The following is a 23598-nucleotide window of genomic DNA, read 5'->3' as shown; positions in this document are numbered from 1 at the left end:
GCGGTACCGCGCTCAGCGGTACCGCTTCAGCTCCCGGTGCGCCAGCGAGCGCTGGTGCACCTCGTCCGGGCCGTCCGCCAACCGCAGGGTGCGCGCCGCCGCCCACAGTTCGGCCAGCGGGAAGTCCTGGCTCACCCCGCCCGCGCCGTGCAACTGCACCGCGTCGTCCAGGATGCGCACCACCGCGCGCGGTGTCGCGATCTTTATGGCCTGGATCTCGGTGTGCGCCCCCCGATTGCCGACCGTGTCCATCAGCCAGGCCGTCTTGAGGACCAGCAGGCGCAGTTGCTCGACGGTGACCCGGGCGTCCGCGATCCAGTTCTGCACGACGCCCTGCGCGGCCAGCTCCTTGCCGAAGGCGGTCCGGCCGATCGCGCGCCGGCACATCAGCTCGATCGCCCGCTCCGCCATGCCGATCAGCCGCATGCAGTGGTGGATCCGGCCCGGCCCGAGCCGCGCCTGGGCGATCGCGAAGCCGGACCCCTCCTCGCCGATCAGGTTCGCCGCCGGGACCCGGGCCCCGTCGAAGACGACCTCGGCGTGACCACCGTGGTCGTGGTCCTCGTACCCGTACACCCGCATCGCGCGCCGGACCCGCACGCCCGGCGTGTCCCGCGGCACCAGGATCATCGACTGCTGGCGGCGCGGGTCGGCGCCGTCCGGGTCGGTCTTGCCCATGACGATGAAGACCTTGCAGTCCGGGTTCATGGCACCCGAGATGTACCACTTGCGGCCGGTGACGACGTACTCGTCTCCGCCGGCGGAACGCTCGATGCGGGTCTCCACGTTGGTCGCGTCCGAGGAGGCCACCTCGGGCTCGGTCATCGCGAAGGCCGACCGGATCTCCCCGGCCAGCAGCGGCTCCAGCCACTGCTTCCGCTGCTCCTCGCTCGCGAACTGCGCGAGCAGCTCCATGTTGCCGGTGTCGGGGGCGGCGCAGTTGGTCGCCATCGGCGCCAGGTGCGGGCTGCGACCGGTGATCTCCGCCAGCGGGGCGTACTGGAGGTTGGTCAGTCCGGCGCCGTACCGCACGCCGGGCGTGCCGTGCTGGTCCACGAAGAAGAGGTTCCACAGGCCCTGACGGCGTGCCTCGGCCTTCAGTTCACCGAACACGGCCGGGGTGTCCCAGGGCGAGGCCAGCCGTGCGCGCTGCTCGGCGGCGACGGGTTCCGCCGGGTAGACGTACTCCTCCATGAACGTGGAGAGCCGTGCGCGGAGTTCCTCGGTACGGGCGTCGAATGCGAAGTCCATGCGGGTGCCTCAGCCTTCCTGGAGGGTGTTCAGGCCGTGTTCGATGAAGACCGGGACGAGTTCGCCGATCCGGTCGAAGCCCGCGCCGACCGTCTGGCCGAGCGTGAAGCGGTAGTGGATGCCCTCCAGGATCACCGCGAGCTTGAACCACGCGAACGCCGTGTACCAGGAGATCGCCCCGGTGTCCCGGCCCGAGCGGGCGGCGTAGCGCTCGATCAGCTCGGCGGCCGAGGGGTGGCCGGGCGCGCCGCTCGTCGTGCTGACGGGGGAGTCGGTCAGCCCGAGGTCGGCGCTGTACATGGCGAGCAGCCCGAGGTCGGTCAACGGGTCGCCGAGCGTGGACATCTCCCAGTCCAGCACCGCCCGGATGGTGTCGTCCGGGCCGCCGATCAGCACGTTGTCGAGCCGGAAGTCGCCGTGCACCACGGTGGGGGCCGGGGAGTCGGGCAGGGCCCGACCGAGCGCGCCGTGCAGTTCGTCGATCCCGGCGAGGTCCCGGCCCCGGGAGGCCGCGAGCTGCTTGCCCCAGCGGCGCAGCTGCCGGTCGAGGAAGCCCTCGGGGCGGCCGAAGTCGCCCAGCCCGACCGCCTCCGGGTCCACCGCGTGCAGGTCGACGAGCGTGTCCACCAGGCCGAGGACGGCCCGGCGGGTGCGCTCGGGTCCCAGGGCGGCGAGCTGGTCGGCCGTCCGGTAGGGGACCCCGTCCACGTACTCCATGACGTAGAAGGGCGCCCCGAGCACCGCCTCGTCCTCGCACAACAGCACCGGTTCGGGCACCGGCACGGCCGTCCCGTGCAGGGCCCGGATCACCCGGTGTTCGCGCCGCATGTCGTGCGCGGTGGCCAGGACGTGGCCGAGCGGCGGGCGCCGTACGACCCAGCGGGCGGACCCGTCGGTGATCACGTACGTGAGGTTCGACCGGCCGCCCTCGATCAGTCGGCCGCTCAGCTCCCCGGCCACGAGTCCGGGCCGCGCGGCGTCGAGGTGGCCGCGCAGCCGGCCCAGGTCGAGGCCCCGTGGGCCGGCCGGGGGCGGGGCGGGTGCTGAGGTCATGGGGCGCACCTCCGTGCGGAGTGGACGACGGTGGGACGGACGAGAGCCATCATGCCGACCAGTCGGTATGCCGTCCAGTGCCCCGGCTCGGGAAATGGCGCGGCGCGGGCCCCGGACACTCCCGCGGCCCGCGCGCCAGGCCGCTTCAGGCGTGGCAGAGTATCGGCGTCCCGCCGTTCATCACGGTCATGTCCTTCAGCACGGCCAGGATGTCCAACGGCGCGCCCTCGGGCTCCCCGGCCAGCTCCGCGTACGCCCGGTGCAGGTTCGCCACCAACCGCTCGCTCTCCCGCCAGGCCGCGAACTCGCCCAGCTCCGCCCCGCGCGCCACCTCCAGCGGGGTCAGCCCCCGCGCCCGGCCCTCCCGGGCGAGTTCCGCGACGAAGCGCAGGTACCGCTCGGTGGCGTCGTACGCCGACGCGTCGGTCAGCGGCCCGTGGCCCGGTACGACGGTCTCCGCGCCGAGCGAGCGCAGCAGCTCCAGCGCCCGCAGCGACCCCGCCAGCGACCCCATCGCGAGGAACGGGGTGCCCTCGGCGAAGACCAGGTCCCCCGTGAAGACCACCCGCTGTCGGGGCAGCCAGACGACCGAGTCCCCGGTGGTGTGGGCGACGCCCGGGTGGATGACCCGGACCTCGGTCTCACCGACGTGCAGGGTCATCCGGTCGCTGTAGGTGAGGGAGGGGGCGGTGATCTCTATGGCGCCGAAATCGGTCGCCGGCCAGATCAGCTCCAGTTGGTGCCCGGCCGCGAGCTGCTCGGAGCGCGCGTTGTCGTGCCCCAGGACCAGCGCCTCGGGGGTGAACACGCCGTTGCCGTAGGTGTGGTCGCCGTGGTGGTGGGTGTTGACCACGGTCCGCGGCAGCGGTACGCCGGCCGCCAGGACCGCGTCCCGCAGGGCCAGCGCCCGGCGCTCGGTGGCGGCGGTGTCGATGAGCAGCGTCCGGCCGCCGCCGGTGACGAACCCGGCGTTGTTGAGGCACCAGCCGCCGTCCGGCTGCACGTAAGCGTAGACGCCGGGCGCAGGCTGGACGAGGTACGGCTCATCGATGGTCATGCGTGCTTCCCCCGGGGTCGCTTGACAGGAGATCAGCATCCTGCCGGCCGTCGCGGCGCCGGGGGAGGGCGGGGGCTACCTGCCGACGGCCGGGTCAGTGGTCGTCGTAGTGGCCCTCGTGCTCGGCGTGCCGGTGCCCGTCGTGCAGGTAGTCGACGTGGTCGCCGTGGGGCACGCTCTCGTGTCCGCACGCGGGGCCGTGCTCGTGTCCGTGGTCCTCGTGCGCCGTGTGCCCCTGGGTCTCGCACTCGTCCCAGTGTCCCGAGTGCTCCCGGTGCAGATGGCCGTCGTGCGCGTAGTCGACGTGGTCGCCGTGGAGCACGCGGGGGTGGCCGCAGTCGGGGCCGTGCGCGTGCTCGTGCAGGGGGTGTTCCTGGTGGAGGGTCGTCATGGCCCCGACGTTAGTGCGGACCATCACTAAATGTCCGGTACGTCCCCGATGGCGCGGAGAAGGCGGATCATCGGACCGTCCGATCAGGTGATCACCGACGCGGCGAACGCCGCCAGCGCCACCACGCACAGCACCGCACCCCACGCCACCCGCGGCGCCAGCACCGGCGGACGGCGCGCCTCCAACTCCCGGATCCGCCGGTGCGCCACCGCCAGGAACGCCAGCCACACCAGCACGATCACGGCCGCCCCGGCCACCTCCAGGGGCGCACCCGATCCGCGCAGCGCCCGGCGCAGCGCCAGGACCGCCGCCACCGAACAGGCCAGCGTCGTACGCCGCCACGCCAGCCGGGTCCGTTCCGGCTGGAGCCCCGCGTCCCGTCCCTCGTCCGGCCCCGGCCCCGGTCCCGGCACCGCCCTCACCGCCCGTTCGTCAGGCCCAGCAGCACGACCACCACCATCGCCCCCGCGACCAGCCCCACCCCCAGGCCCATCACCAGCGGGAACCGGGACACCGGCAGGTCCACGCCCCGCCGCATCGCCCGCTCGCACCGCATCCAGTGGTTAACCGCCCGCAGCGCACAGGCCGCCCCCACCGCCAGCAACGCGAACGCCATCCCGACCCGCACCCCCCACCGCAGGTCCGGCAGGAACTGGTCCACCGCGAACCCGGCGCCCACCAGTGCCAGCGCGGTCCGGATCCAGGCCAGGAACGTCCGCTCGTTGGCCAGCGAGAACCGGTAGTCCGGGGTCTCGCCCTCGTCCTTCAACCGCTGGGGGGCGAACCAGAGGCGCACGTCCTTGACCAAGTCGATCACCCGGTCAATCTACTGGCGCCGCCCCTCGGGCGCGCAGCCGCCGGTACGCCTCCAGCCCGTCCGGCACCCACGCCCAGGCGCCCTCCGCCACCCGCTCCGCCAGCTCCTCCTCCGACAGCCACGTGTGCCAGGCCACCTCGGATTCCTGCGGACGCACCGGCAGCTCGCACCGCACCTCGTGCACATACGACCACCAGGCGCCGCCCGGCCCCTCGTAGAGGAACTTGAACAGCGGCCGCGGCTGCTCCAGCCCCCGCACCCCCAACTCCTCCTCCGCCTCGCGCAGCGCCGCCCGCGCGTAGTCCTCCCCGGCGCCCAGCACCCCGCCCACGAACATGTCGTAGTGCGAGGGGAAGACCAGCTTGGAGGCGGTCCTGCGGTGCACGAAGACCCGCCCCGCCGCGTCCCGGGCCCGCACGAACACGCACCGGTGGATCAGCCCCCGCGCGTACACCTCGCCGCGCGGCGCCCGCCCCGTCACCCGGTCGTCCCGGTCCACCACGTCCAGTACCTCATCGGCAGCGCTCACACGATCCATCCAACACCCCTGTTGACGGGTTACCGGTCCGTAGCAAAGGATCTGCCCCACCACCGACCAAGGACGGGCAGCGCATGACGTACGACGCAGACGTGATCGTGATCGGAGCCGGACTCGCGGGTCTCGTGGCCACCGCCGAGCTCGTCGACGCGGGCCGCAAGGTCATCCTGCTCGACCAGGAGCCCGAACAGTCGATCGGCGGCCAGGCGCACTGGTCCTTCGGCGGCATGTTCTTCGTCGACTCGCCCGAACAGCGCCGGATGCGGATCAAGGACAGCCACGACCTCGCCCTCCAGGACTGGCTCGGCACCGCCGGCTTCGACCGCGAGGAGGACGCCTGGCCACGCCGCTGGGCCGAGGCGTACGTCGACTTCGCGGCCGGGGAGAAGCGGCCCTGGCTGCACGCCCGCGGCGTACGTTTCTTCCCCGTCGTCGGCTGGGCCGAACGCGGCGGCTACGACGCCGGCGGCCACGGCAACTCCGTGCCCCGCTTCCACATCACCTGGGGCACCGGCCCCGGCCTGGTGGCCCCGTTCGAACGCCGGGTCCGCGCCGGCGTGGCCCGCGGCCTGGTCGAACTGCGGTTCCGTCACCGTGTCACCGGCCTCTCCCGCACGGCCGGCGTGGTGGACACGGTCAGCGGCGAGATCCTGGAGCCCTCCGACGCCGTACGGGGCTCCGCGAGCGGCCGGGAGAGCGTCGGCGCCTTCTCGCTGCGGGCCCAAGCGGTGATCGTCACCAGCGGCGGCATCGGCGGCAACCACGACCTGGTCCGCGCCCAGTGGCCGGAGCGCCTCGGCACCCCGCCCGAGCGGATGCTGTCCGGGGTCCCGGCCCACGTGGACGGCCTCATGCTCGGCATCGCGGAGGAAGCCGGGGCCAGCCACATCAACAAGGACCGGATGTGGCACTACACCGAGGGCATCGAGAACTGGAACCCGATCTGGGCCCGGCACGGCATCCGCATCCTGCCCGGGCCGTCCTCGCTCTGGCTCGACGCCACCGGCAAACGGCTGCCCGCCCCGCTCTTCCCTGGCTTCGACACGCTCGGCACCCTCGACCACATCATGAAGACCGGCCACGACCACACCTGGTTCGTGCTCAACCAGCGCATCATCGGCAAGGAATTCGGCCTCTCCGGATCGGAACAGAACCCCGACCTCACGGGCAAGTCGGTTCGCGACGTCATCGACCGCGCCCGACAGGCCGTACCGGGGCCGGTCAAGGCGTTCATGGACCGCGGCGCGGACTTCGTCGTCGAGCGGGACCTCGCCTCGCTGGTACGCGGCATGAACGCCGTGACCAAGGAGAACCTGCTGGACGAGGCTACCGTCCGCGAGGCGGTCGTGGCCCGCGACCGGGAGATGGCCAACCCGTTCGCCAAGGACGCCCAGGTGACCGCGATCCACGGAGCGCGCAAGTACCTCGGCGACCGGCTGATCCGCACCGCCGCGCCGCACCGCATCCTGGACCCGAAGGCCGGGCCGCTGATCGCCGTCCGGCTGTCCGTCCTGACCCGCAAGTCCCTCGGCGGCCTGGAGACCGACCTGTCCTCCCGGGTGCTGACCGCCGCCGGTGAGCCGCTCCCCGGCGTGTACGCGGCCGGCGAGGCGGCGGGCTTCGGCGGGGGCGGAGTCCACGGCTACCGCGCCCTGGAAGGCACCTTCCTCGGCGGCTGCGTCTTCTCGGGCCGCGCGGCGGGCCGCGCCGCGGCCAAGGCGGTGGCCTGACCGCCCCGCGCCCGCGGCCCCCGGCCGCCCGGGCGCCCCATCCGCAGCGCGCACCGGGAGGACCGGTACGGCAGTAGCCGTGCGCGGGCGCCGGTACGGGATGCAGGTCCGGGGTGGCCCGTACGGTCGTCCCGCGCGGGCCACCCCGGGCGAGCACGCCCCGCACCGCCGCCGCACCGCCCGCGCGGGGCGCCCGGTGGGGCAGTTCGGCACGGATGCCCGAGGCGGCACACTTCGCGTACAGCCGCCCCGTCGCCCACACGACGACCGCCCGCATGGCACGGCCTGTGCCGGGGGCGCCCGCGCGGGGCGCCGCAAGGCATTTCGGCGCGGATGCCCGAGGCGGCGCCCTCCGCATACCACCGCCCCGCCGCCCGGGAAAGCCCGTACGACGGTTCCCGCACTGGTGCCCCGGGCGGGACACGAAGGCCCGTGCGGTGGTTGCCGCACGGCCGCCCCGGGCGGGGGCTTCGCGTACCGACGTGCTGCCCCACCGCACCGGCCCCGCCTGGGGCGTGCTTCCCGAGGGGGGTTGGCCCGTGCGGCACCGCCCGTACCGGGAAAGCCCGTAGGGCGGTTGCCCCCGGGCGGGGGGCTTCGCGTACCGATGCCGGCCGCCCGGGCCCGCGCTTGCCGCGCAGGGACCCGAGGGGCACCGCGGTGAGTGGGATCGCCATTCGGCCACTGACGCCCGGACGCTTCCTTTCACCGGGGCGCCGCCCGGGCCCGGGCCGGGCGGCCCCGGCGCTTCGGCGCCCGTCACCTCGACGACAGCCGCCGGACAGCCGGCCGGGCCCGTTCCCGGCGTCCGGGGGGCCGCCACGGGCCGCACCGGGCCTCGCGGTCGCCGCGGGTACCGCGTTCGCGCCGCCCCGGTCTTCGCGCAGGTCGGCGCACTCGCCGCAGGCCTCTCGCGGCGCGGCCCGGGCAGAGCGGACCGGCCCCCGGACGGAGCGTCACCGATCGCCGAAGGGCCGTCGTGGACGGCCCCCGGCCGACGCCGCGACGGCACGGTCAAACCGGAACAAGCGCCTCAACTCTCCCCCAGTGCCATGCACTTGAAACCCGCCACGCCCGGGGCTGGACCTTGACGCGGAGCTGTGCTCACCGGTTTGCTGTGCGTGATCATCCGGTCGTCGACCGGCGCGATCCAGCCGCACCACCCGCACCACCCGCACCGTCCCCGCGCGTGCTGCCCGCACGCCGTCCACCCGCGTCCGTGTCCAGGAGGGAACCCGCGGATGTCCCCGCCTCCGCCGCCCCTCGGCCGCGCCCGCAAGCGGGACGCCCAGCTCTTCGACCCCGCCCTCTGCGACGCGGAACTCGTCGACGTGCGCAGCCAGTTCACCCAGGGCCGGTGGGCCAAGGCCCGCTCCCTCCTGGTCGCCACCGGCGACGACTGGGACCGCCGCGGCCACCGCGTCGTCGTCCTCGCCCAGACCCCGGCCGCCACCGCCTGGGCCCGCGAATGGCTGCTCGCCGAACCCGAGAGCGTCGACGCCGCCACCCTCCTCGCCTGCGCCGCCGTGTTCACCGCCCTGCGCCGCAAGGGCGCGCCCGAGGCCGCCGACGAGGCGTGCCGTCGGGCCGCCGCGCTGCTCCCCGCCGACCCCACCCCCTGGCTCGGCCTGCTCCTCCTCTCCCGCGCCTTCGGCACCGAAGAGGAGTTCAGCCGCCACTTCGACCAGGTGCGGGCCCGCCACCGCGAGCACCACCACGCCCACCACCTCATGGTCGCCAAGCTCGCCGAACGCAACCCCGCCGCCGGGCACGACCCGCTCCACGAGGTCTACGACTTCGCCGCCTGGGCCGCCGAGGAGTCCCCGGCCGACTCACCGCTCGCCGTACTCCCCGTCATCGCACACGCCGAGCGCTACCGCGTCCTCGCCGCGATCCACGGCCGCAGCCCCGAGGCGGCCGCCGCGCACTGGTCCGGCCGCCGGGCCCGCCAAGTGCTCCGCTCGGCCTTCGACTGGTGGCTGGAGTGGGAGCGCGAGGACCACCCCCGCAACCGGGTCGACCTCAACTTCCTGGCCCACGCCAAGCTCTGCGAAGGCCGCCCCGCCGAGGCCGCCGCACTCTTCCACCGCATCGGCAGCCACGCCACCCGCGCCCCCTGGTCCTACCCCGACCTCGACCCGCACAAGGCATTCCTCGCCGCCCGCAGCGCCGCGCTCGGCACCGCTTGACCCCTCGGGGATCCCCCGGTCCCCGACGTCCCCGGCGTCCCCGGCGTCCCCGACGCCACCACACTTCCCGAAAGGACACCCCGCCATGCCGACGGGCAGATCCACCACGCTCACCGACCCGTCCGAGATACGGACGTACAAGGGCCAGGACCGGGCCCTGCGGGCCGACCGGCTCGGCACCGCCGGCCTGCTGCTCTCCGTGCTCGCCGCCAGCGCCCCCCTGATGGTCGTCGCCGGCGTCATGCCCACGATCTTCGGCGTCATGGGCATCGTCGGCCAGCCGCTGCTGTACGTCGTCCTCGGCGCCGTCCTCGCCCTGTTCAGCGTCGGCTACGCCGAGATGAGCCGCCACGTCCACAACGCCGGCGCCTTCTACGCGTACATCGCCCGCGGTCTGGGCCCCACCGCCGGCTCGGCGGCCTCCTTCGTCGCCCTCATCGCCTACAGCGCCATGCAGGTCGGTGTCTACGGCATCCTCGGCTTCGAGATCTCCGGCCTCTTCGCCACCTACCTCGACATCGGGCTCGCCTGGTGGATCCCGGCCCTGATCGCGGTCGCGGCGACCGGCGCGCTCGGCTGGCTCAAGATCGACCTCAACGCCAAGGTGCTCGGCGTCCTGCTCCTCATCGAATGCGTCCTCGTCGTCGTCTTCGACCTCGCGGCCCTCGGCAAGCCCGGCCCCGAAGGGCTCTCACTGCACGCCTTCGACCCCTCGACGCTCGGCGGAGCCGGCCTCGGCACCGCCCTGTGCTTCTGCATCGCCGCCTTCGTCGGCTTCGAGCAGTCCCCGGTCTACGCCGAGGAGACCAGCAAGCCGCACATCGTCGTCTCCCGCGTCATGTTCCTCGCCGTCGGCTTCGTCGCCCTCTTCTTCGCGCTCAGCGCCTGGGCGCTCACCGTCGCCACCGGACCCGGCGACGTCGTCAAGGCGTCCGCCGAAGCGGGTCCCGGCCTGCTCTTCCAGCTGACCGAGAGCCGCCTCGGCACCGCCTTCACCGACGTCCTGCACGTCCTGTTCGTCACCGGCATGTTCGCGGCCATGCTCAGCTTCCACAACGTGGTCGCCCGCTACGCCTTCGCCATGGGCCGCGAGGGCCTCCTCCCGGCCCCCTTCGGCCGCACCAACGCCGGCACCGGCGCCCCCGCCACCGGCTCGCTCCTGCAGACCGGCATCGCCGCCGTCGTCGTCCTCGCCTTCGCGGTGACCGACGACACGCCCGCCGGCGACCCGACCGCGCCCGTCCTGCACCTGTTCACCTGGATGGGCAGCGTCGGCGCCCTCGGCGTGACCCTCCTCATGGCCGCGGCCTCCTTCGCCGTGATCGCCTTCTTCGTCCGCCGGGGGACGGCCGGCGCCCAGGTCTGGCGGCTCGTCGCGGCCGGCGCCGCGGGCCTCGCCCTGCTGTTCATCGCGGTCTACACCGTCAAGGACTTCGCCGTCCTGGTCGGCGCGGAGGAGGGCTCCGCCCTCAGCTGGGTGCTGCCCGGCATCATCGCCGTCGCCGCGCTCGCCGGCCTGGTACACGGCCTGCTGCTGCGCTCCCGCCGCCCGGAGGCGCACGCCCGGATCGGTCTGGGCAACGAGGCGTTCCGTCTCGACCAGGCGGCGGAGTCCGCCCCGCGCGGCTGACCGCGTCACACCCCTTTCGAGCGCCTACGACGCCCCCGGCACCCCTTTCCATGGTCGCCGGGGGCTTCGGTGCACATGAACGCGTTTTTGGCGGGCAGCCGAGCCTCATGGTCTCCTGGGGCCACCAACCCTCCGGACCGCGGCACAGGTGAGACCACCCAGCTCCCCTGCGTGGCGGCCGGGACCTGCCTGTCCCACCCACGAAGGCGAAGTCATCCCATGAGTGACAGCACCTTGGCCAAGGCCCCCAGCCCGCCGTCTTCCCCGCACGTCGACGCCGGCGACGAGGGCTACAGCAAGGACCTGAAGTCCCGCCACATCAACATGATCGCGATCGGCGGGGCGATAGGCACCGGCCTGTTCCTCGGCGCCGGAGGCCGGCTCGCCGGCGCCGGACCCTCCCTCGCGATCGCCTACGCGGTGTGCGGGATCTTCGCCTTCTTCGTCGTCCGGGCCCTCGGCGAGCTGGTCCTCTACCGCCCGTCCTCCGGCGCCTTCGTCAGCTACGCGCGCGAGTTCATGGGGGAGAAGGGCGCCTACGCGGCCGGCTGGCTCTACTTCCTGAACTGGTCGACCACCACGGTCGCCGACATCACCGCCGCCGCCACCTACGCCCACTTCTGGGCGATGTTCACCGACGTCCCCCAGTGGGTCCTCGCCTTCGTCGCCCTCGCCGTCGTCCTCACCGCGAACCTGATCTCGGTGAAGTACTTCGGCGAGATGGAATTCTGGTTCTCCCTGGTCAAGGTCGCCGCCCTGGTCGTGTTCCTGGCCGTCGGCATCTACCTCGTCGCCACCAGCCACCCCATCGACGGCCACACCCCCGGCCTGTCCTCGATCACCGACAACGGCGGCATCTTCCCCGTCGGCATGCTCCCCATGCTCCTGGTCATCCAGGGCGTGGTCTTCGCCTACGCCTCCGTCGAGCTCTGCGGAGTCGCCGCCGGCGAGACCGAGAACCCCGAGAAGATCATGCCGAAGGCGATCAACTCGATCATGTGGCGCGTGGGCCTGTTCTACGTCGGCTCGGTCGTCCTGCTCGCGCTGCTGCTCCCGTACACCTCGTACTCGGCCGACCAGAGCCCGTTCGTCACCGTCTTCGACAAGCTCGGCATCCCCGGCGCCGCCGGCGTCATGAACCTGGTCGTCCTGACGGCCGCGCTCTCCAGCCTCAACTCCGGCCTCTACTCCACCGGCCGCATCCTGCGCTCGATGGCCATGTCCGGCTCCGCGCCCAAGTTCACCGGCGTGATGAACAAGGGCAAGGTCCCCTACGGCGGCGTCCTGTTCACCGCGGCCTTCGGGGTCGCCGGCGTCGCCCTGAACGCCTACATGCCGAAGGACGCGTTCGAGATCGTCCTGAACTTCGCCTCCCTCGGCATCCTCGGCACCTGGGCGATGGTCATGCTCTGTTCGCTGCACTTCTGGCGCCGGGCCAAGCAGGGCCGCGTGGAGCGCCCCGCCTACCGGCTGCCCTGGGCCCCGTACACCCAGATCGTCACGCTGGCGTTCCTGCTCACCGTGCTCGTCCTGATGTGGTGCGACGGCGGAGTGGGCCGCACCACGGTCCTCTTCGTACCGGGCATCGCCGCGGCCCTCGTGGGCGGCTGGTTCCTGGTCCGAGGCCGCGTCGCCGCGATCGCCGCCGCCCGCGACTGACACCACCGCCACGACGACGAAGGACCCCGCCTCGGCGGGGTCCTTCCGCGTTCCGCGGGGCCACGGACCGACCCCGCGCCCGATCGGCCCGAAAACGCGGAAGACCCCACATGACGTGGGGTCTTCTCACTGGTGTCCGAGGGGGGACTTGAACCCCCACGCCCGATAAAGGGCACTAGCACCTCAAGCTAGCGCGTCTGCCATTCCGCCACCCGGACAAGGTGTCTGTCTCGCGGCCCTGCGGCCGTTCCGACGTGGAAAACATTACCAAACATTCCGGGGCGCTCGATCACACCCCCGGTGACCGGGGAACGCCCTTGGGGACGGCGCCCCGGGGCGGGAGGATGGGGGAGGCAGTCGGTACTGATCAGTGGAGGAACACGTGAGCGAGTCGAGCGCGGGCAGGACCGTCACCGGTGAGGACGAGGTCGTCGACCTCTGCCGGGACCTCATCCGGATCGACACCAGCAACTACGGGGACCACTCGGGCCCCGGCGAGCGCAAGGCGGCCGAGTGGGTCGCGGAGAAGCTGGCCGAGGTCGGGCTGGAGCCGCAGATCTTCGAGTCGCACAAGGGACGCGCCTCGACCGTCGCGCGCATCGAGGGGGAGGACCCCTCGCGGCCCGCGCTGCTGATCCACGGGCACACCGACGTGGTCCCGGCCAACGCCGCCGACTGGACGTACGACCCCTTCGCCGGTGAGATCGCCGACGGGTGCCTGTGGGGGCGCGGCGCGGTCGACATGAAGGACATGGACGCGATGACGCTGGCCGTCGTCCGCGACCGCATGCGCAGCGGCCGCAAGCCCCCGCGCGACATCGTCCTCGCCTTCCTCGCCGACGAGGAGGCCGGCGGCGTCTACGGGGCCCGGCACCTCGTCGACAACCACCCCGGCCTCTTCGAGGGCGTCACCGAGGCCATCGGCGAGGTCGGCGGTTTCTCGTTCACCGTCAACGAGAACCTCCGCCTCTACCTGGTGGAGACCGCCCAGAAGGGCATGCACTGGATGCGGCTCACGGTGGACGGCACCGCCGGCCACGGCTCCATGACCAACAACGACAACGCGATCACCGAACTGTGCGAGGCCGTGGGGCGACTCGGTCGCCACCAGTGGCCGGTGCGGGTGACGAAGACCGTTCGATCCTTCCTCGACGAACTCTCGGACGCCCTCGGAACCCCGCTCGACCCGGACGACATGGACGCCACGCTCGCCAAGCTCGGCGGCATCGCCAAGATGGTCGGCGCGACCCTGCGCAACTCGGCCGCCCCGACGATGCTGGGCGCCGGCTACAAGGTCAACGTCATCCCCGGCCAGGCCACCGCGCACGTCGACGGGCGTTTCCTGCCGGGCTACGAGGACGAGTTCTTCGCCGACCTCGACCGCATCCTCGGCCCGCGCGTGAAGCGCGAGGACGTACACGCCGACAAGGCTCTGGAGACCGACTTCGACGGCAAGCTGGTCGACGCGATGCAGGGCGCGCTCACGGCGGAGGACCCGATCGCCCGCGCGGTCCCGTACATGCTCTCGGGCGGCACCGACGCCAAGTCCTTCGACGACCTGGGCATCCGCTGCTTCGGCTTCGCGCCGCTGCGACTGCCGCCCGAGCTGGACTTCGCCGGCATGTTCCACGGAGTGGACGAGCGGGTCCCGGTGGACGGGCTGAAGTTCGGTGTTCGCGTACTGGACCGATTCATCGACAACGCCTAACGCCCGGGAATCGCGAAGGTGTGCGGATTCCACTGAGAAGAGTGAATGCGCTCATACGCTCGTAGCCCTGGTGATCCCTCCTCGTTACAGGTGGTGCGGTCCGCGGCTGGGACCGCACTTGCCTACTAGGAGGAACAATGCTCAAGAAGGTTGTCGCCGCTGCGGCTGCCACCGGTGGTCTGGTTCTCGCGGGTGCGGGCATGGCCGCCGCCGACGCGGGCGCCCAGGGTGCGGCCATCGGCTCCCCCGGCGTCCTGTCGGGCAACGTCGTTCAGGTCCCGATCCACATCCCGGTCAACGTGTGCGGTAACACCGTCAACGTGATCGGCCTGCTGAACCCGGCCTTCGGCAACACCTGCGTCAACGCCTGACGCGTCTGAAGTCCTTGGCCCCGGGGCGCATCCCAGCGCTCCGGGGCTGCCGGGCTTTCGGGCCCGCATCTCTTTTCTATTCGGCGTCGCAGGCGGGGGAGCGTGTACGGCCTGTACGCCGACCGAACGTACACAGCATGGGGACGAGTACAGATGCGACGACCCGTAGTACAGGTCACCAGGAAGACCCTGATCACCATGGCGGCCGCAGGGGGCGCGCTGGCGCTCGGCGGCGGTTACGCGCACGCGGACGCCGGGGCGGCGGGACACACCGTGAACTCGCCGGGCGTGCTGTCCGGCAACAACGTGCAGGCGCCCGTGGACGTCCCGGTGAACGCCTGCGGCAACACGATCACCGTGATCGGGGGCCTCAATCCGGCCTTCGGCAACCGCTGCGTCAACGCGGGCGGCCCGACGAAGCCCGACCACCCGGGCCACCCGGGCAACCCCGGAACGCCGGGCCACCCGGGCAACCCCGGCCACCCCGACGAGCCGTGCGACGACGACCACCCGGGCCACCCGGGGAACCCCGGTACTCCCGGCAACCCCGGCACCCCGGGGAACCCCGGTACTCCCGGCAACCCCGGCACCCCGGGGAACCCCGGTACGCCCGGCAACCCTGGGACTCCGGGCAACCCGGGCACCCCGGGGAACCCCGGGACTCCGGGCAACCCGGGCACCCCGGGGAACCCCGGGACTCCGGGCAACCCGGGCACCCCGGGGAACCCCGGTACGCCCGGCAACCCCGGCACCCCGGGGAACCCTGGGACTCCGGGTAACCCCGGCACGCCGGGCACGCCCGCTCACCCCGGTACTCCGGGGCACCCCGGGACGCCCGGGAGCCCCGCGACGCCCGGCCAGAGCCATGGTGGGGGGCTCGCGGCCACCGGGTCCGGTGACGTCCTGACGGCCGGCCTGCCGCTCGCCGGCGGTCTGCTGCTCGCGGGCAGCGTGCTCTACCGGCGCGCCCGCAACGCCGGCTGACGGCACGGACGGCCGGCACGGCACACGGGTACTCCTGACGCGGGCCCCCGCCGGGGGCCCGCGTCACCACGTGGCGCGGACCTGACGAATGATCCGGCGGCGCAATCGCACGCGGCGACTGCCGTCCCGGAGCAGCGTCAGCCGGTCGAGCTCCCAGTGCCCGTACTCGGCGTGGTCGGTCAACAGGCGGGTCGTCTCCTGGCGCGGCACCCCTCGGGGCACGTACAGGTCGACAAATTCGTATTCCGGCATCGCATCTATTGTGCGGGCAGAGGCCCGCTACGGATAGCGTCTGCACTATGTCTGATGCCGCTCTGCCCACTGTTGCCGAGGTACGCGCCGCCGCCGAGGCGGTCAAGGCCGCGCTCGACCGTCACCTCGCCGCGGTCGAGAGCAGGATCGGGGACGACGACCCGGCCGTCTACGCCGCGTTCAACGAGCTCGCCTCCGCCGCCGACGAGTACGACGAACTGCTCTACGACCGCTACGACGAGGTCACCCCCTTCGAGATTCCCACCCCCGAGGACGGCGTCCCGTACACCGGGCCCGCCGAGCCCGCCGCGTTCAGCGTGCTCATCCGCCGCGACTACGCCGTGGTCGAACCACAGCGCCTGATCGCCCAAGCCGACCGGGTGGCCGCGCACGACCCGGACGCCGAGCCCGTCGAGGACGGCGGCACCGCCGGAGCGCTGGGCGTCCTCTTCGGGGAGTACGAGCCCGACGAGATCCACTCCCGCTACCGCGAGTTCGGCCTGGAGGAGGGCGACTCCACGCTCTGGATCGCCGCCGCGGAGGAGGTCGCGGAACCGGGGGAGTGGCTCGACTCGCCCTTCGAGCACGCCGACGCGCAGAACGTACTGCACCGGTTCGACGTGAGTTCCGTCTTCGACGAGGAGCCGGACGAGTTCGAGGACGACGACGCGACGGACGGGGCCGCGGCCCCGGGCCTCACCCCGGCCTGATCGCCACATGACGCAACGGGCCCCCGTCCGCCGGCGGACGGGGGCCCGTTCCGGTCACCGCGCCCGTTACCGAGGCTGTTCCCCGGCGGCGGCCGCGAGCGCCCGCAACAGACCCGTCAGACGTGTGGTGCGCGGCTTGGGCGGTACCTCCGCCACCGCGCGCGGCAGCGCCTGGTCGACTCCGTGCACCACCGAAAGGTGCCGCTCGGCGCGCCCGAACGCCGTGTACACCCAGTCCCGGGACAACGCGTCCGCCGCGTCGCCGGGCAGCACCACGACGACCGCCGGCCGGCGCAGCCCGACGGCCTGGTGCCCGGTCACGGCCCAGCCGTGGCGCACCGCCGACTCCACCCGCTCCTTCGGTACGACGATCCGCGCGCCCGCCGCCTCCAGGTGCAGCCCCTGGGCGTCGGCCGACACCATCCGGGCCGGCAGGGCCCGGCCGGGCGCGGGCACGTACACCACCTGGTCTCCGGGGTCGAAGCCGGCGAAGCGGCCCGGGCCGGGGTTCAGCCGCTCCTTGAGGGCCGCGTTCAGTGCCCGGGTCCCCGCCGAACCGCCGTGGCCGGGGGTGATCACCAGTACGTCCCGCGCCGCGATCCCGAAGGCGCGCGGCACGGACTCGGCCACCAGTTGGACCGTGCGGTGGACGGCCTCGCCCGCGTCCCGCACCGGGACGATGACGACCTCCTTGCCGGGGGCGTCGACCTGGCCCAACTCCCCGACGCCGATGCCGGACACCAGCTCGCCCAGCGGTCCCGGGTCGGGGACGCGGGAGACGACCCGCGGGTACGTCTTGGCCGCCAGCACATCGGCGAACACCCGGCCGGCCCCCGCGGAAGCGAGCACGCCGGGATCCCCGGACAGCACCAGGCGGGCCCCGTCCGGCAGCGACTCCACCAGCGCGGCCGCGCTCTCCACGTCCACCTGGGGCGCGTCGAGGACGATAAGCAGGTCCAGCGCGAAAAGTCCCTCGGCATCCCGCCCGGGCCCCTCGCTCCCGTCGAGCAGACCGGCGACGGTGACGGCGCCTTCCGCCGGGGCGTGCGCGGCCAGAGCGGCCCGCAGGCCGAGCCGGCGGGCGGCCTCCAGCAGGGCCCCCGGTTCGGCGCGGGCGGCCTCGCCGCCGGTGTGGGTGACCACGCCGTGGCCGGATACGGCCCGGATCAGCTCGGCGCCGACACCGCCGGCGGCGGCTTCCGCCTGCCAGTCGGCGGGGCCGGCGAAGGTGTTGGCCAGGCGGGCCAGCCCGTCGGCCAGGCTCTCCTCGGCCAGCGCGTGGCCCTCCAACCCCACCAGGACCGTGCCGGGCTGCGCGTCCTGCCCGTCCCGCTCCTCCTGACCGTCCTGGTCGCCTTCCACGGCGACCTCGGCGTCGGCGGACCCGGCATCGGCCGACGGTTCGTGGAAGACCAGCACGGCGCCCTCGCCGATGGCCGTTTCCAGGGCTCCGGCCGGGTCCGGTACGCCGTACTGGGCCAGCGCCTTCTCCAGGACCGGGGCCTCCAGGGCGGTGTGCCCCTTGAGCGCGGCCTGCGTCAGCAGCCAGCCGACCAGGGCGCCGCCGCGGCGTTCGTCCCCGGGGCCGGCCTCGGCTCCCAGCAGGGCGCGGGCGAAGCCGTCGGCCTGGGTGGGGCGTACTCCGGCCACGGCCAGCAGCCGCCAGGGGTTCTCGGTGAGCTGTTCGGCGGCTCCCTCACCGAGCGCGGAGGCCGCCGTCTCGGCCAGCGCCTCGGGGGCGCCGCCCCGGGCCAGCACCGCCCGTACGCCCTCGACGTCGCCGGGGGCGGCGGCCGGCGCGGGTGCGCGGGGCTGTTGCGGGGGAGTGGGGGCGGCGGCCTTGCGCGGCGCGGCCGGGGCGTCGTCGAAGTACGCGGTGGGGGGGTTGGCACCGCTCTCCACCGCCCGGACCGCCGCGAGCAGATCGGCGGCCGTGCCGCTGAGCTTCGCGCCCGCCTCGACCGGTGCCTGTCGCTCCGCCTTGCGCCGGGCGATCCGCTCCCGCTCGATCCGCTGTGCGGCCAGCTCGGCCTGGGCCTCGGTCAGCTCGGGCTTGGCCCCCTCGGCCGCCGTCCCGTCCGCGCCTGCCGTCCCGTCCGCGCCTGCCGTCCCGTCCGCGTCCGCCGGGGCGTCCGGCTCTCCTCCGTCCGCGCCCGCGTCGTCCTCCGGGCCGGGGTCGGCCTCGCCGGCGGAGGCGTCCGACGCCCGCGGTGCGGGTTCCCCGCCGGCAGGCTCGGGGGCGCGCGTGCCCTCGACCGCCCCGGCCTCCGGGCCGGGGGTCTCCGGTTCGTCCGCGTCGGCGGTGGCGGCGGGCTCGGTACTCACAGCGTGCTCCAGTCCTGATCGGGGTAGCGGTGCACGGGCGCCGACACGTCGTCCAGCGCCCGGCAGATCTCCTCCGGAAGACTAAGGGCCTCCACCGACAGCGCCGCCCCGAGCTGCGCCGCCGTACGCGCGCCGAGGATCGGCGCGACCACCCCCGGCCGGTCCCGCACCCACGCCAGCGCCACCTGGAGCGGGGTCACCGCCAGCCCGTGCGCGGCCGTCGCCACCGCGTCCACGATCCGGCCCGACGCCTCGTCCAGGTACGGGTCCACGAAGGCCGCCATGGTCTGCGACGCGGCCCGCGAGTCCGCCGGGGTCCCGGCGCGGTACTTCCCCGTCAGTACCCCGCGCCCCAGCGGCGAGGACGGCAGCAGCCCCACGCCCAGGTCGAGCGCGGCCGGCAGCACCTCCCGCTCCACGCCCCGCTGGAGCAGCGAGTACTCCATCTGTGTGGAGGCGAGCCGGGTGCGGGTGCCGGGCGCCGCGAGCTGCCAGGTCGCCGCCTTCGCCAGTTGCCAGCCGCTGAACCCCGTCACCCCCGCGTACCGGGCCCGGCCGCCGGCGACCGCCAGGTCCAGCGCCTGGAGGGTCTCCTCCAGCGGGGTGTGCGGGTCGAAGGCGTGCACCTGCCACAGGTCGACGTAATCGGTTCCGAGCCGGGCCAGGGAGTCGTCGAGCGCCGCCAGCAGGTGCCCGCGCGAGGCGTCGCACCGCCGGTCCGGGTCCCGGACGGAACCCGACTTCGTCGCGATCACCAGTTCCCGGCGCGGCACCAGCTTGTCGACCAGTCGCCCGAGGAGGTACTCCGCCTCCCCGCCCCCGTACACGTCGGCGGTGTCGACGAGCGTGCCGCCCGCCTCCCAGAAGGTCTTCAACTGTTCTGCGGCGCCCGCCTCGTCCGGTCCCTCCGCGGACCGTCCCCAGGTCAGGGTGCCGAGGCCGATCCGGGACACGCGCAGGCCGGTGCGGCCGAGATGCCTCTGCTCCATGAGCGCTGAGACTACTGGGGCACTGCCGCGGACGACCGGGGCGCGCTACAGTCCCCGCAGACCTACGTTACTGATCGGTAAACCGGTAAGGGGACGACTCATGCGGCTCGGCATCAATCTCGGTTACTGGGGTGCGGGCATGGACGGCGACAACCTCGCCGTCGCCCAGGAGGCCGACCGCCTCGGCTACGACGTCTGCTGGGCCGCCGAGGCGTACGGCTCCGACGCCGCCACCGTGCTGGCCTGGGTCGCCGCCCAGACCGAGCGCATCGACGTCGGCTCGGCGATCTTCCAGATCCCGGCCCGCCAACCCGCGATGACGGCCATGACCGCCGCCACCCTCGACTCCCTGACGAAGGGTCGCTTCCGGCTCGGCCTCGGCGTCTCCGGGCCGCAGGTGTCCGAGGGCTGGTACGGCGTGAAGTTCGACAAGCCGCTCGCCCGGACCCGCGAGTACGTGGAGATCGTCCGCAAGGCCATGAGCCGTGAGCGCCTCTCCTACGAGGGGCAGCACTGGACCCTCCCGCTGCCCGGCGGCCCCGGCAAGCCGATCAAGCTCACCGTGCACCCCGAGCGCGAACACATCCCGCTCTACATCGCCGCCATCGGGCCGAAGAACCTGGAGCAGACCGGCGAGATCGCCGACGGGGCACTGCTGATCTTCCCGGCGGCCGAGCACCTGGAGGAGACCGCCCTGCGCCACATCCGGGCGGGTCGCGAGAAGGCCGGGCTGACGATGGACGGCTTCGACGTCTGCCCCACCGTCCCGCTCGCGGTCGGCGACGACGTCAACGCCCTCGCGGACACGTTCCGCCCCTACACCGCCCTGTACGTCGGCGGGATGGGCAGCCCGAAGCAGAACTTCTACAACCAGCTCGCCGGGCGCATGGGGTACGAGAAGGAAGCCGCCGAGATCCAGACCAAGTACCTGGGCGGCGACAAGGCGGGCGCCGCCGCCGCGGTCCCGCACTCGCTGATCGACTCGACGACCCTGCTCGGCTCCGTGGCGCGGATCGCGGACGGGATGCGCGCCTACGCCGACGCCGGGGTCACCACCCTGACGCTCGCCCCGGCCGGGTTCACCCTCGACGAGCGGGTCACCGCGCTGCGCGCCGGCGTCGAGGCCCTGGAACACGCCGGGCTGGCCTGAGGAACGCCCCGCGGCCGTGGTGGGGGCTCGGGGGGTCTTCCCCGCCACGGCCGACACAGCCAACAACGCGCCCGGCGGCCCCGGGGTTACGCCCTGGGGCCACCGCCTTCACTTCGTTCATTCGGCCGAGTCCCGTCACCTATCGGTTGCCCGGCCGCGACATCCGTCCTTGACTCGGAACATGCTCTCTGCCCGCAGCCTGTTCCGGGAGATCGTCGACAACGACGACTCCTTCCAGCTGTTCTGTTCCATCGCCGCCAGCGGGGAATCCCAGGGCGGCTGGGAGAACGGCCGGATCGCCGCCCTCGTGCCCGACGGCATGCGCCACCTCGCGCCCAAGATCACCCGGCACGGCGCCGACGAGGACAAGCACGGACGGATCTTCCGGGCCCTGCTGCGCAAACGAGGGCTGCCGGCCGTCCCGGTCCCGCCCGAGACGGACTACACGATGCTGCTGGAACGCCGGGGTATCGGCCTCGCGCACGAGAAGCTGCGCCGCGACGAGCCGCTGACCGAGGAGGACATCGTCGTCTACCTCGCGCACAGCCGCGTCACCGAACAGCGCGCCGCCGACCAGATGGACATGCTGCTCAGGCACTTCCGGGACCACCCCGAGGTCGGCAAGGCCATCCGCGTGATCAGCCACGACGAGGACAACCACCTCGCCTACTGCCACGAGGAACTGCTGGCCCTCGTCCGCGCCGGCCACGGCCGCACCATCCAGCGGGTGCTCCGCGACAGCGCCCTCGCCGAGATCGCCGTCTACCGGGACGTGAGCCTCGCCGTCATGGACCACATGGGACGGCTGCTGCGCTGGCCCACGCCCAAGGCGGCCGCCCTCGCCGCCGGAATCCGCGGGATGTACGCCTACGAGCGGTTCAGCGGCTGGCACCGCATGGTCGGCCTGCGCATGCCCCGGCGGCGCGACCCGCTGGGCGGCGGCGTACCGACGGCCATCGCCGGGCACGCCTGACCGCCCCGGACACCCCTACAGCCAGCCGCGGCGCTTGAACAGCCGGTGCAGCCCGAGGCAGGCGGCGAGCATGACCACCAGCACCGCAGGATAGCCCCAGCCCTGCCGGAGCTCCGGCATGTGCTCGAAGTTCATCCCGTAGATCCCCGCCACCATCGTCGGGACGGCCGCCATCGCCGCCCACGCGGAGATCTTGCGCATGTCGTCGTTCTGCCGGACGCCCATCTGCGCCAGGTGCGCCGACAAGGCGTCCGACAGCAGCCGGTCCAGCCCCTCGATGTACTCGTTCGCCTTGGTCAGGTGGTCGGCGACATCGCGGAAGAAGGGCTGCGAGCGCTCGTGCACGAACGGCACGTCGCCGAAGGCGAGCCGGTCCATCGGCTGGAGCAGCGGGCTCGTCGCCCGGCGGAACTCCAGCACCTGCCGCTTGAAACCGTAGATCCGGGCGGCCGTGGTCTTCGTGTGCCGGCTGTCCGAGGCGTTCGGCGCGAACACCTCGGCCTCCAACTCCTCCAAGTCCCCCTGGAGCTCCGCCGCCACCTCGATGTAGTGGTCCACCACCGCGTCGGAGACCGCGTACAGCACCGCCGTCGGCCCGTGCCGCAGCACCTCGGGATCCTGCTCCAGGCGGTGGCGGACGGCCGCCAGCGCGGCCCCCTCGCCGTGCCGGACCGTGACCACGAAGGAGTCGCCGATGAACACCATCAACTCGCCCGTGGTCACCGTGTCGGTGTCTTCGTCGTACCGGACGGGCTTGAGGACGACGAAGAGCGAATCGTCGTAGACCTCCAGCTTCGGGCGCTGATGCGCGGTGAGCGCGTCCTCCACCGCCAGCTTGTGCAGCCCGAACTCCCGGCTGACGTGCTCGAATTCGTCCTCCGTGGGCTCGTGCATCCCGATCCACAGGAAGGCGTCACCCGTCGCCCGCGCCTCGTCGAGGGCATCCGAGAAATCCTCGGGGGCCTCGGAGCGGCGGCCGTCCCGGTACATCGCGCAGTCGACTATCACGCCGGGCATTCTCCCTTGACCCGCCCCCGTCCCGCACACCGCCACCAGCCCTTAGGGTGGCCCCATGGCCACGCTGATCCTCGTACGGCACGGGCGGTCCACCGCCAACACCGCGGGCTTGCTCGCCGGATGGACCCCGGGAGTGAGCCTCGACGAACGCGGCGCCGAACAGGCCGCCGCACTGCCCGGGCGCCTGGACGGGGTGCCGCTCGCCGCCGTCGTCAGCAGCCCGCTCCAGCGCTGCCGGGAAACGCTCGCCCCGCTGCTGGCCGCCCGCCCCGGGCTGGAGCTGCACACCGACGAGCGGATCGGCGAATGCCACTACGGCGACTGGTCCGGGCGCAAACTCTCCGAACTCGCCGACGAACCCCTGATGAAGATCGTCCAGCAGCACCCCTCCGCCGCCGCCTTCCCCGGCGGCGAGACCATGCGCGCCATGCAGGCCCGCGCCGTGGACGCCGTACGGGAGTGGAACGCGCGGATCGAGGAGCAGCACGGCGCCGACGCCGTCTTCCTCATGTGCTCGCACGGCGACATCATCAAGTCGCTCGTCGCGGACGCCCTCGGCATGCACCTCGACCTCTTCCAGCGGATCCACGTCGACCCCTGCTCCGTCACCGCCATCCGCTACACCCCGACCCGCCCGTTCCTGTTCCGCCTCGGCGACACCGGGGACTTCGCCGCCCTCGTGCCCCGCAAATCGCCCGAAGACGGCGGGGACGCCGTCGTGGGCGGCGGCGCGGGCGCGGCCTGATCGAACGGAGCAGTAGGGTGGACGGGCCGACACCGGCAGCCCGCCCACGCCCCGCCCCT

22 protein-coding genes and 1 tRNA gene are annotated in these 23598 nt (G+C 73.2%); 11 read left to right on the top strand and 12 right to left on the bottom strand.

Translation table 11 applies throughout. The features are described from left to right. Positions 1-12: 12 nt before the first annotated feature. The 7 genes from ACFVXJ_RS09100 to ACFVXJ_RS09070 all read right to left on the bottom strand — a co-directional run bounded on the left by ACFVXJ_RS09100 (position 13) and on the right by ACFVXJ_RS09070 (position 5107). Positions 13-1251, bottom strand: coding sequence for an acyl-CoA dehydrogenase family protein (locus ACFVXJ_RS09100; RefSeq protein WP_389660778.1), 1239 nt, complete (start codon positions 1249-1251; stop codon positions 13-15). Positions 1252-1260: 9 nt separating this feature from the next. After that, positions 1261-2304, bottom strand: a complete 1044-nt coding sequence (locus tag ACFVXJ_RS09095; RefSeq protein WP_389660776.1) for a phosphotransferase family protein — start codon at positions 2302-2304, stop codon at positions 1261-1263. Positions 2305-2449: 145 nt separating this feature from the next. Then, the gene (locus ACFVXJ_RS09090; protein WP_389660774.1) at positions 2450-3361 is read right to left on the bottom strand and encodes an MBL fold metallo-hydrolase; all 912 of its coding nucleotides are present in this window, start codon (positions 3359-3361) and stop codon (positions 2450-2452) included. A gap of 94 nt (positions 3362-3455) precedes the next feature. Further along, the gene (locus tag ACFVXJ_RS09085) at positions 3456-3752 is read right to left on the bottom strand and encodes a hypothetical protein (RefSeq protein WP_389660772.1); all 297 of its coding nucleotides are present in this window, start codon (positions 3750-3752) and stop codon (positions 3456-3458) included. A gap of 83 nt (positions 3753-3835) precedes the next feature. After that, positions 3836-4165 (bottom strand): DUF202 domain-containing protein, encoded by a 330-nt coding sequence (locus tag ACFVXJ_RS09080; RefSeq protein ID WP_389660770.1) that lies wholly within the window; start codon positions 4163-4165, stop codon positions 3836-3838. A gap of 5 nt (positions 4166-4170) precedes the next feature. After that, positions 4171-4569: a DUF202 domain-containing protein gene (locus tag ACFVXJ_RS09075; RefSeq protein WP_361314120.1), complete on the bottom strand. Its 399-nt coding sequence runs from the start codon at positions 4567-4569 to the stop codon at positions 4171-4173. Positions 4570-4573: 4 nt separating this feature from the next. Then, a complete protein-coding gene (locus ACFVXJ_RS09070; protein ID WP_389660768.1) occupies positions 4574-5107 on the bottom strand; it encodes an NUDIX hydrolase in 534 nt (177 codons plus the stop codon). Between the two features lie 74 nt (positions 5108-5181). On the opposite strand from ACFVXJ_RS09070, the gene ACFVXJ_RS09065 reads away from it, so the two are divergent. The 4 genes from ACFVXJ_RS09065 to ACFVXJ_RS09050 all read left to right on the top strand — a co-directional run bounded on the left by ACFVXJ_RS09065 (position 5182) and on the right by ACFVXJ_RS09050 (position 12315). After that, on the top strand, positions 5182-6837 hold the full coding sequence (locus ACFVXJ_RS09065; RefSeq protein ID WP_389660766.1) for an FAD-binding dehydrogenase: 1656 nt from the start codon (positions 5182-5184) through the stop codon (positions 6835-6837). A 1241-nt stretch (positions 6838-8078) separates the two neighbouring features. After that, positions 8079-9026 carry a hypothetical protein gene (locus ACFVXJ_RS09060; protein ID WP_389660764.1) on the top strand — a complete coding sequence of 316 codons (948 nt, stop codon included), beginning with the start codon at positions 8079-8081 and terminating at the stop codon, positions 9024-9026. Positions 9027-9111: 85 nt separating this feature from the next. Then, the gene (locus tag ACFVXJ_RS09055) at positions 9112-10656 is read left to right on the top strand and encodes an APC family permease (RefSeq protein ID WP_389660762.1); all 1545 of its coding nucleotides are present in this window, start codon (positions 9112-9114) and stop codon (positions 10654-10656) included. Between the two features lie 219 nt (positions 10657-10875). After that, positions 10876-12315, top strand: a complete 1440-nt coding sequence (locus ACFVXJ_RS09050) for an amino acid permease (RefSeq protein ID WP_389660760.1) — start codon at positions 10876-10878, stop codon at positions 12313-12315. A 130-nt stretch (positions 12316-12445) separates the two neighbouring features. On the opposite strand, the gene ACFVXJ_RS09045 is transcribed toward ACFVXJ_RS09050, so the two are convergent. Next, positions 12446-12533: transfer RNA gene (locus ACFVXJ_RS09045), tRNA-Leu, on the bottom strand. A gap of 164 nt (positions 12534-12697) precedes the next feature. Between ACFVXJ_RS09045 and ACFVXJ_RS09040 the strand changes: the two genes are divergently transcribed. The 3 genes from ACFVXJ_RS09040 (at position 12698) to ACFVXJ_RS09030 (ending at position 15378) form a co-directional block, all read left to right on the top strand. After that, positions 12698-14023 (top strand): M20/M25/M40 family metallo-hydrolase, encoded by a 1326-nt coding sequence (locus ACFVXJ_RS09040; protein ID WP_389660758.1) that lies wholly within the window; start codon positions 12698-12700, stop codon positions 14021-14023. 137 nt (positions 14024-14160) lie between these two features. After that, positions 14161-14394: a chaplin ChpH gene (gene chpH, locus ACFVXJ_RS09035; protein WP_136215000.1), complete on the top strand. Its 234-nt coding sequence runs from the start codon at positions 14161-14163 to the stop codon at positions 14392-14394. Positions 14395-14547: 153 nt separating this feature from the next. After that, positions 14548-15378 (top strand): chaplin family protein, encoded by an 831-nt coding sequence (locus tag ACFVXJ_RS09030; protein ID WP_389660755.1) that lies wholly within the window; start codon positions 14548-14550, stop codon positions 15376-15378. 63 nt (positions 15379-15441) lie between these two features. Here ACFVXJ_RS09030 and ACFVXJ_RS09025 read toward each other — a convergent pair whose 3' ends face one another. Beyond that, a complete protein-coding gene (locus ACFVXJ_RS09025; RefSeq protein WP_112452273.1) occupies positions 15442-15630 on the bottom strand; it encodes a DUF5703 family protein in 189 nt (62 codons plus the stop codon). Between the two features lie 47 nt (positions 15631-15677). On the opposite strand from ACFVXJ_RS09025, the gene ACFVXJ_RS09020 reads away from it, so the two are divergent. After that, positions 15678-16340, top strand: coding sequence for a hypothetical protein (locus ACFVXJ_RS09020; protein ID WP_361314143.1), 663 nt, complete (start codon positions 15678-15680; stop codon positions 16338-16340). A 66-nt stretch (positions 16341-16406) separates the two neighbouring features. On the opposite strand, the gene ACFVXJ_RS09015 is transcribed toward ACFVXJ_RS09020, so the two are convergent. Together ACFVXJ_RS09015 and ACFVXJ_RS09010 are read right to left on the bottom strand one after the other, a co-directional pair. Further along, positions 16407-18665, bottom strand: a complete 2259-nt coding sequence (locus ACFVXJ_RS09015) for a helix-hairpin-helix domain-containing protein (protein ID WP_389660753.1) — start codon at positions 18663-18665, stop codon at positions 16407-16409. Further along, positions 18662-19654, bottom strand: coding sequence for an aldo/keto reductase (locus ACFVXJ_RS09010; RefSeq protein ID WP_389660751.1), 993 nt, complete (start codon positions 19652-19654; stop codon positions 18662-18664). Before ACFVXJ_RS09010 ends, ACFVXJ_RS09015 begins: the two co-directional genes overlap by 4 nt. A gap of 100 nt (positions 19655-19754) precedes the next feature. On the opposite strand from ACFVXJ_RS09010, the gene ACFVXJ_RS09005 reads away from it, so the two are divergent. Together ACFVXJ_RS09005 and ACFVXJ_RS09000 are read left to right on the top strand one after the other, a co-directional pair. Next, positions 19755-20804 carry an LLM class F420-dependent oxidoreductase gene (locus tag ACFVXJ_RS09005; protein ID WP_389660749.1) on the top strand — a complete coding sequence of 350 codons (1050 nt, stop codon included), beginning with the start codon at positions 19755-19757 and terminating at the stop codon, positions 20802-20804. 181 nt (positions 20805-20985) lie between these two features. After that, on the top strand, positions 20986-21777 hold the full coding sequence (locus ACFVXJ_RS09000) for a ferritin-like domain-containing protein (protein WP_389660747.1): 792 nt from the start codon (positions 20986-20988) through the stop codon (positions 21775-21777). A gap of 15 nt (positions 21778-21792) precedes the next feature. Here ACFVXJ_RS09000 and corA read toward each other — a convergent pair whose 3' ends face one another. Beyond that, positions 21793-22794, bottom strand: coding sequence for a magnesium/cobalt transporter CorA (gene corA, locus ACFVXJ_RS08995; RefSeq protein WP_389660742.1), 1002 nt, complete (start codon positions 22792-22794; stop codon positions 21793-21795). A 55-nt stretch (positions 22795-22849) separates the two neighbouring features. Between corA and ACFVXJ_RS08990 the strand changes: the two genes are divergently transcribed. After that, a complete protein-coding gene (locus ACFVXJ_RS08990) occupies positions 22850-23539 on the top strand; it encodes a histidine phosphatase family protein (protein ID WP_389660740.1) in 690 nt (229 codons plus the stop codon). Positions 23540-23598 lie beyond the last annotated feature (59 nt).

The organism is Streptomyces sp. NPDC058279 (assembly GCF_042881255.1).
Lineage (GTDB): Bacteria > Actinomycetota > Actinomycetes > Streptomycetales > Streptomycetaceae > Streptomyces.
This window is presented reverse-complemented; position numbering and strand designations above follow the sequence as displayed.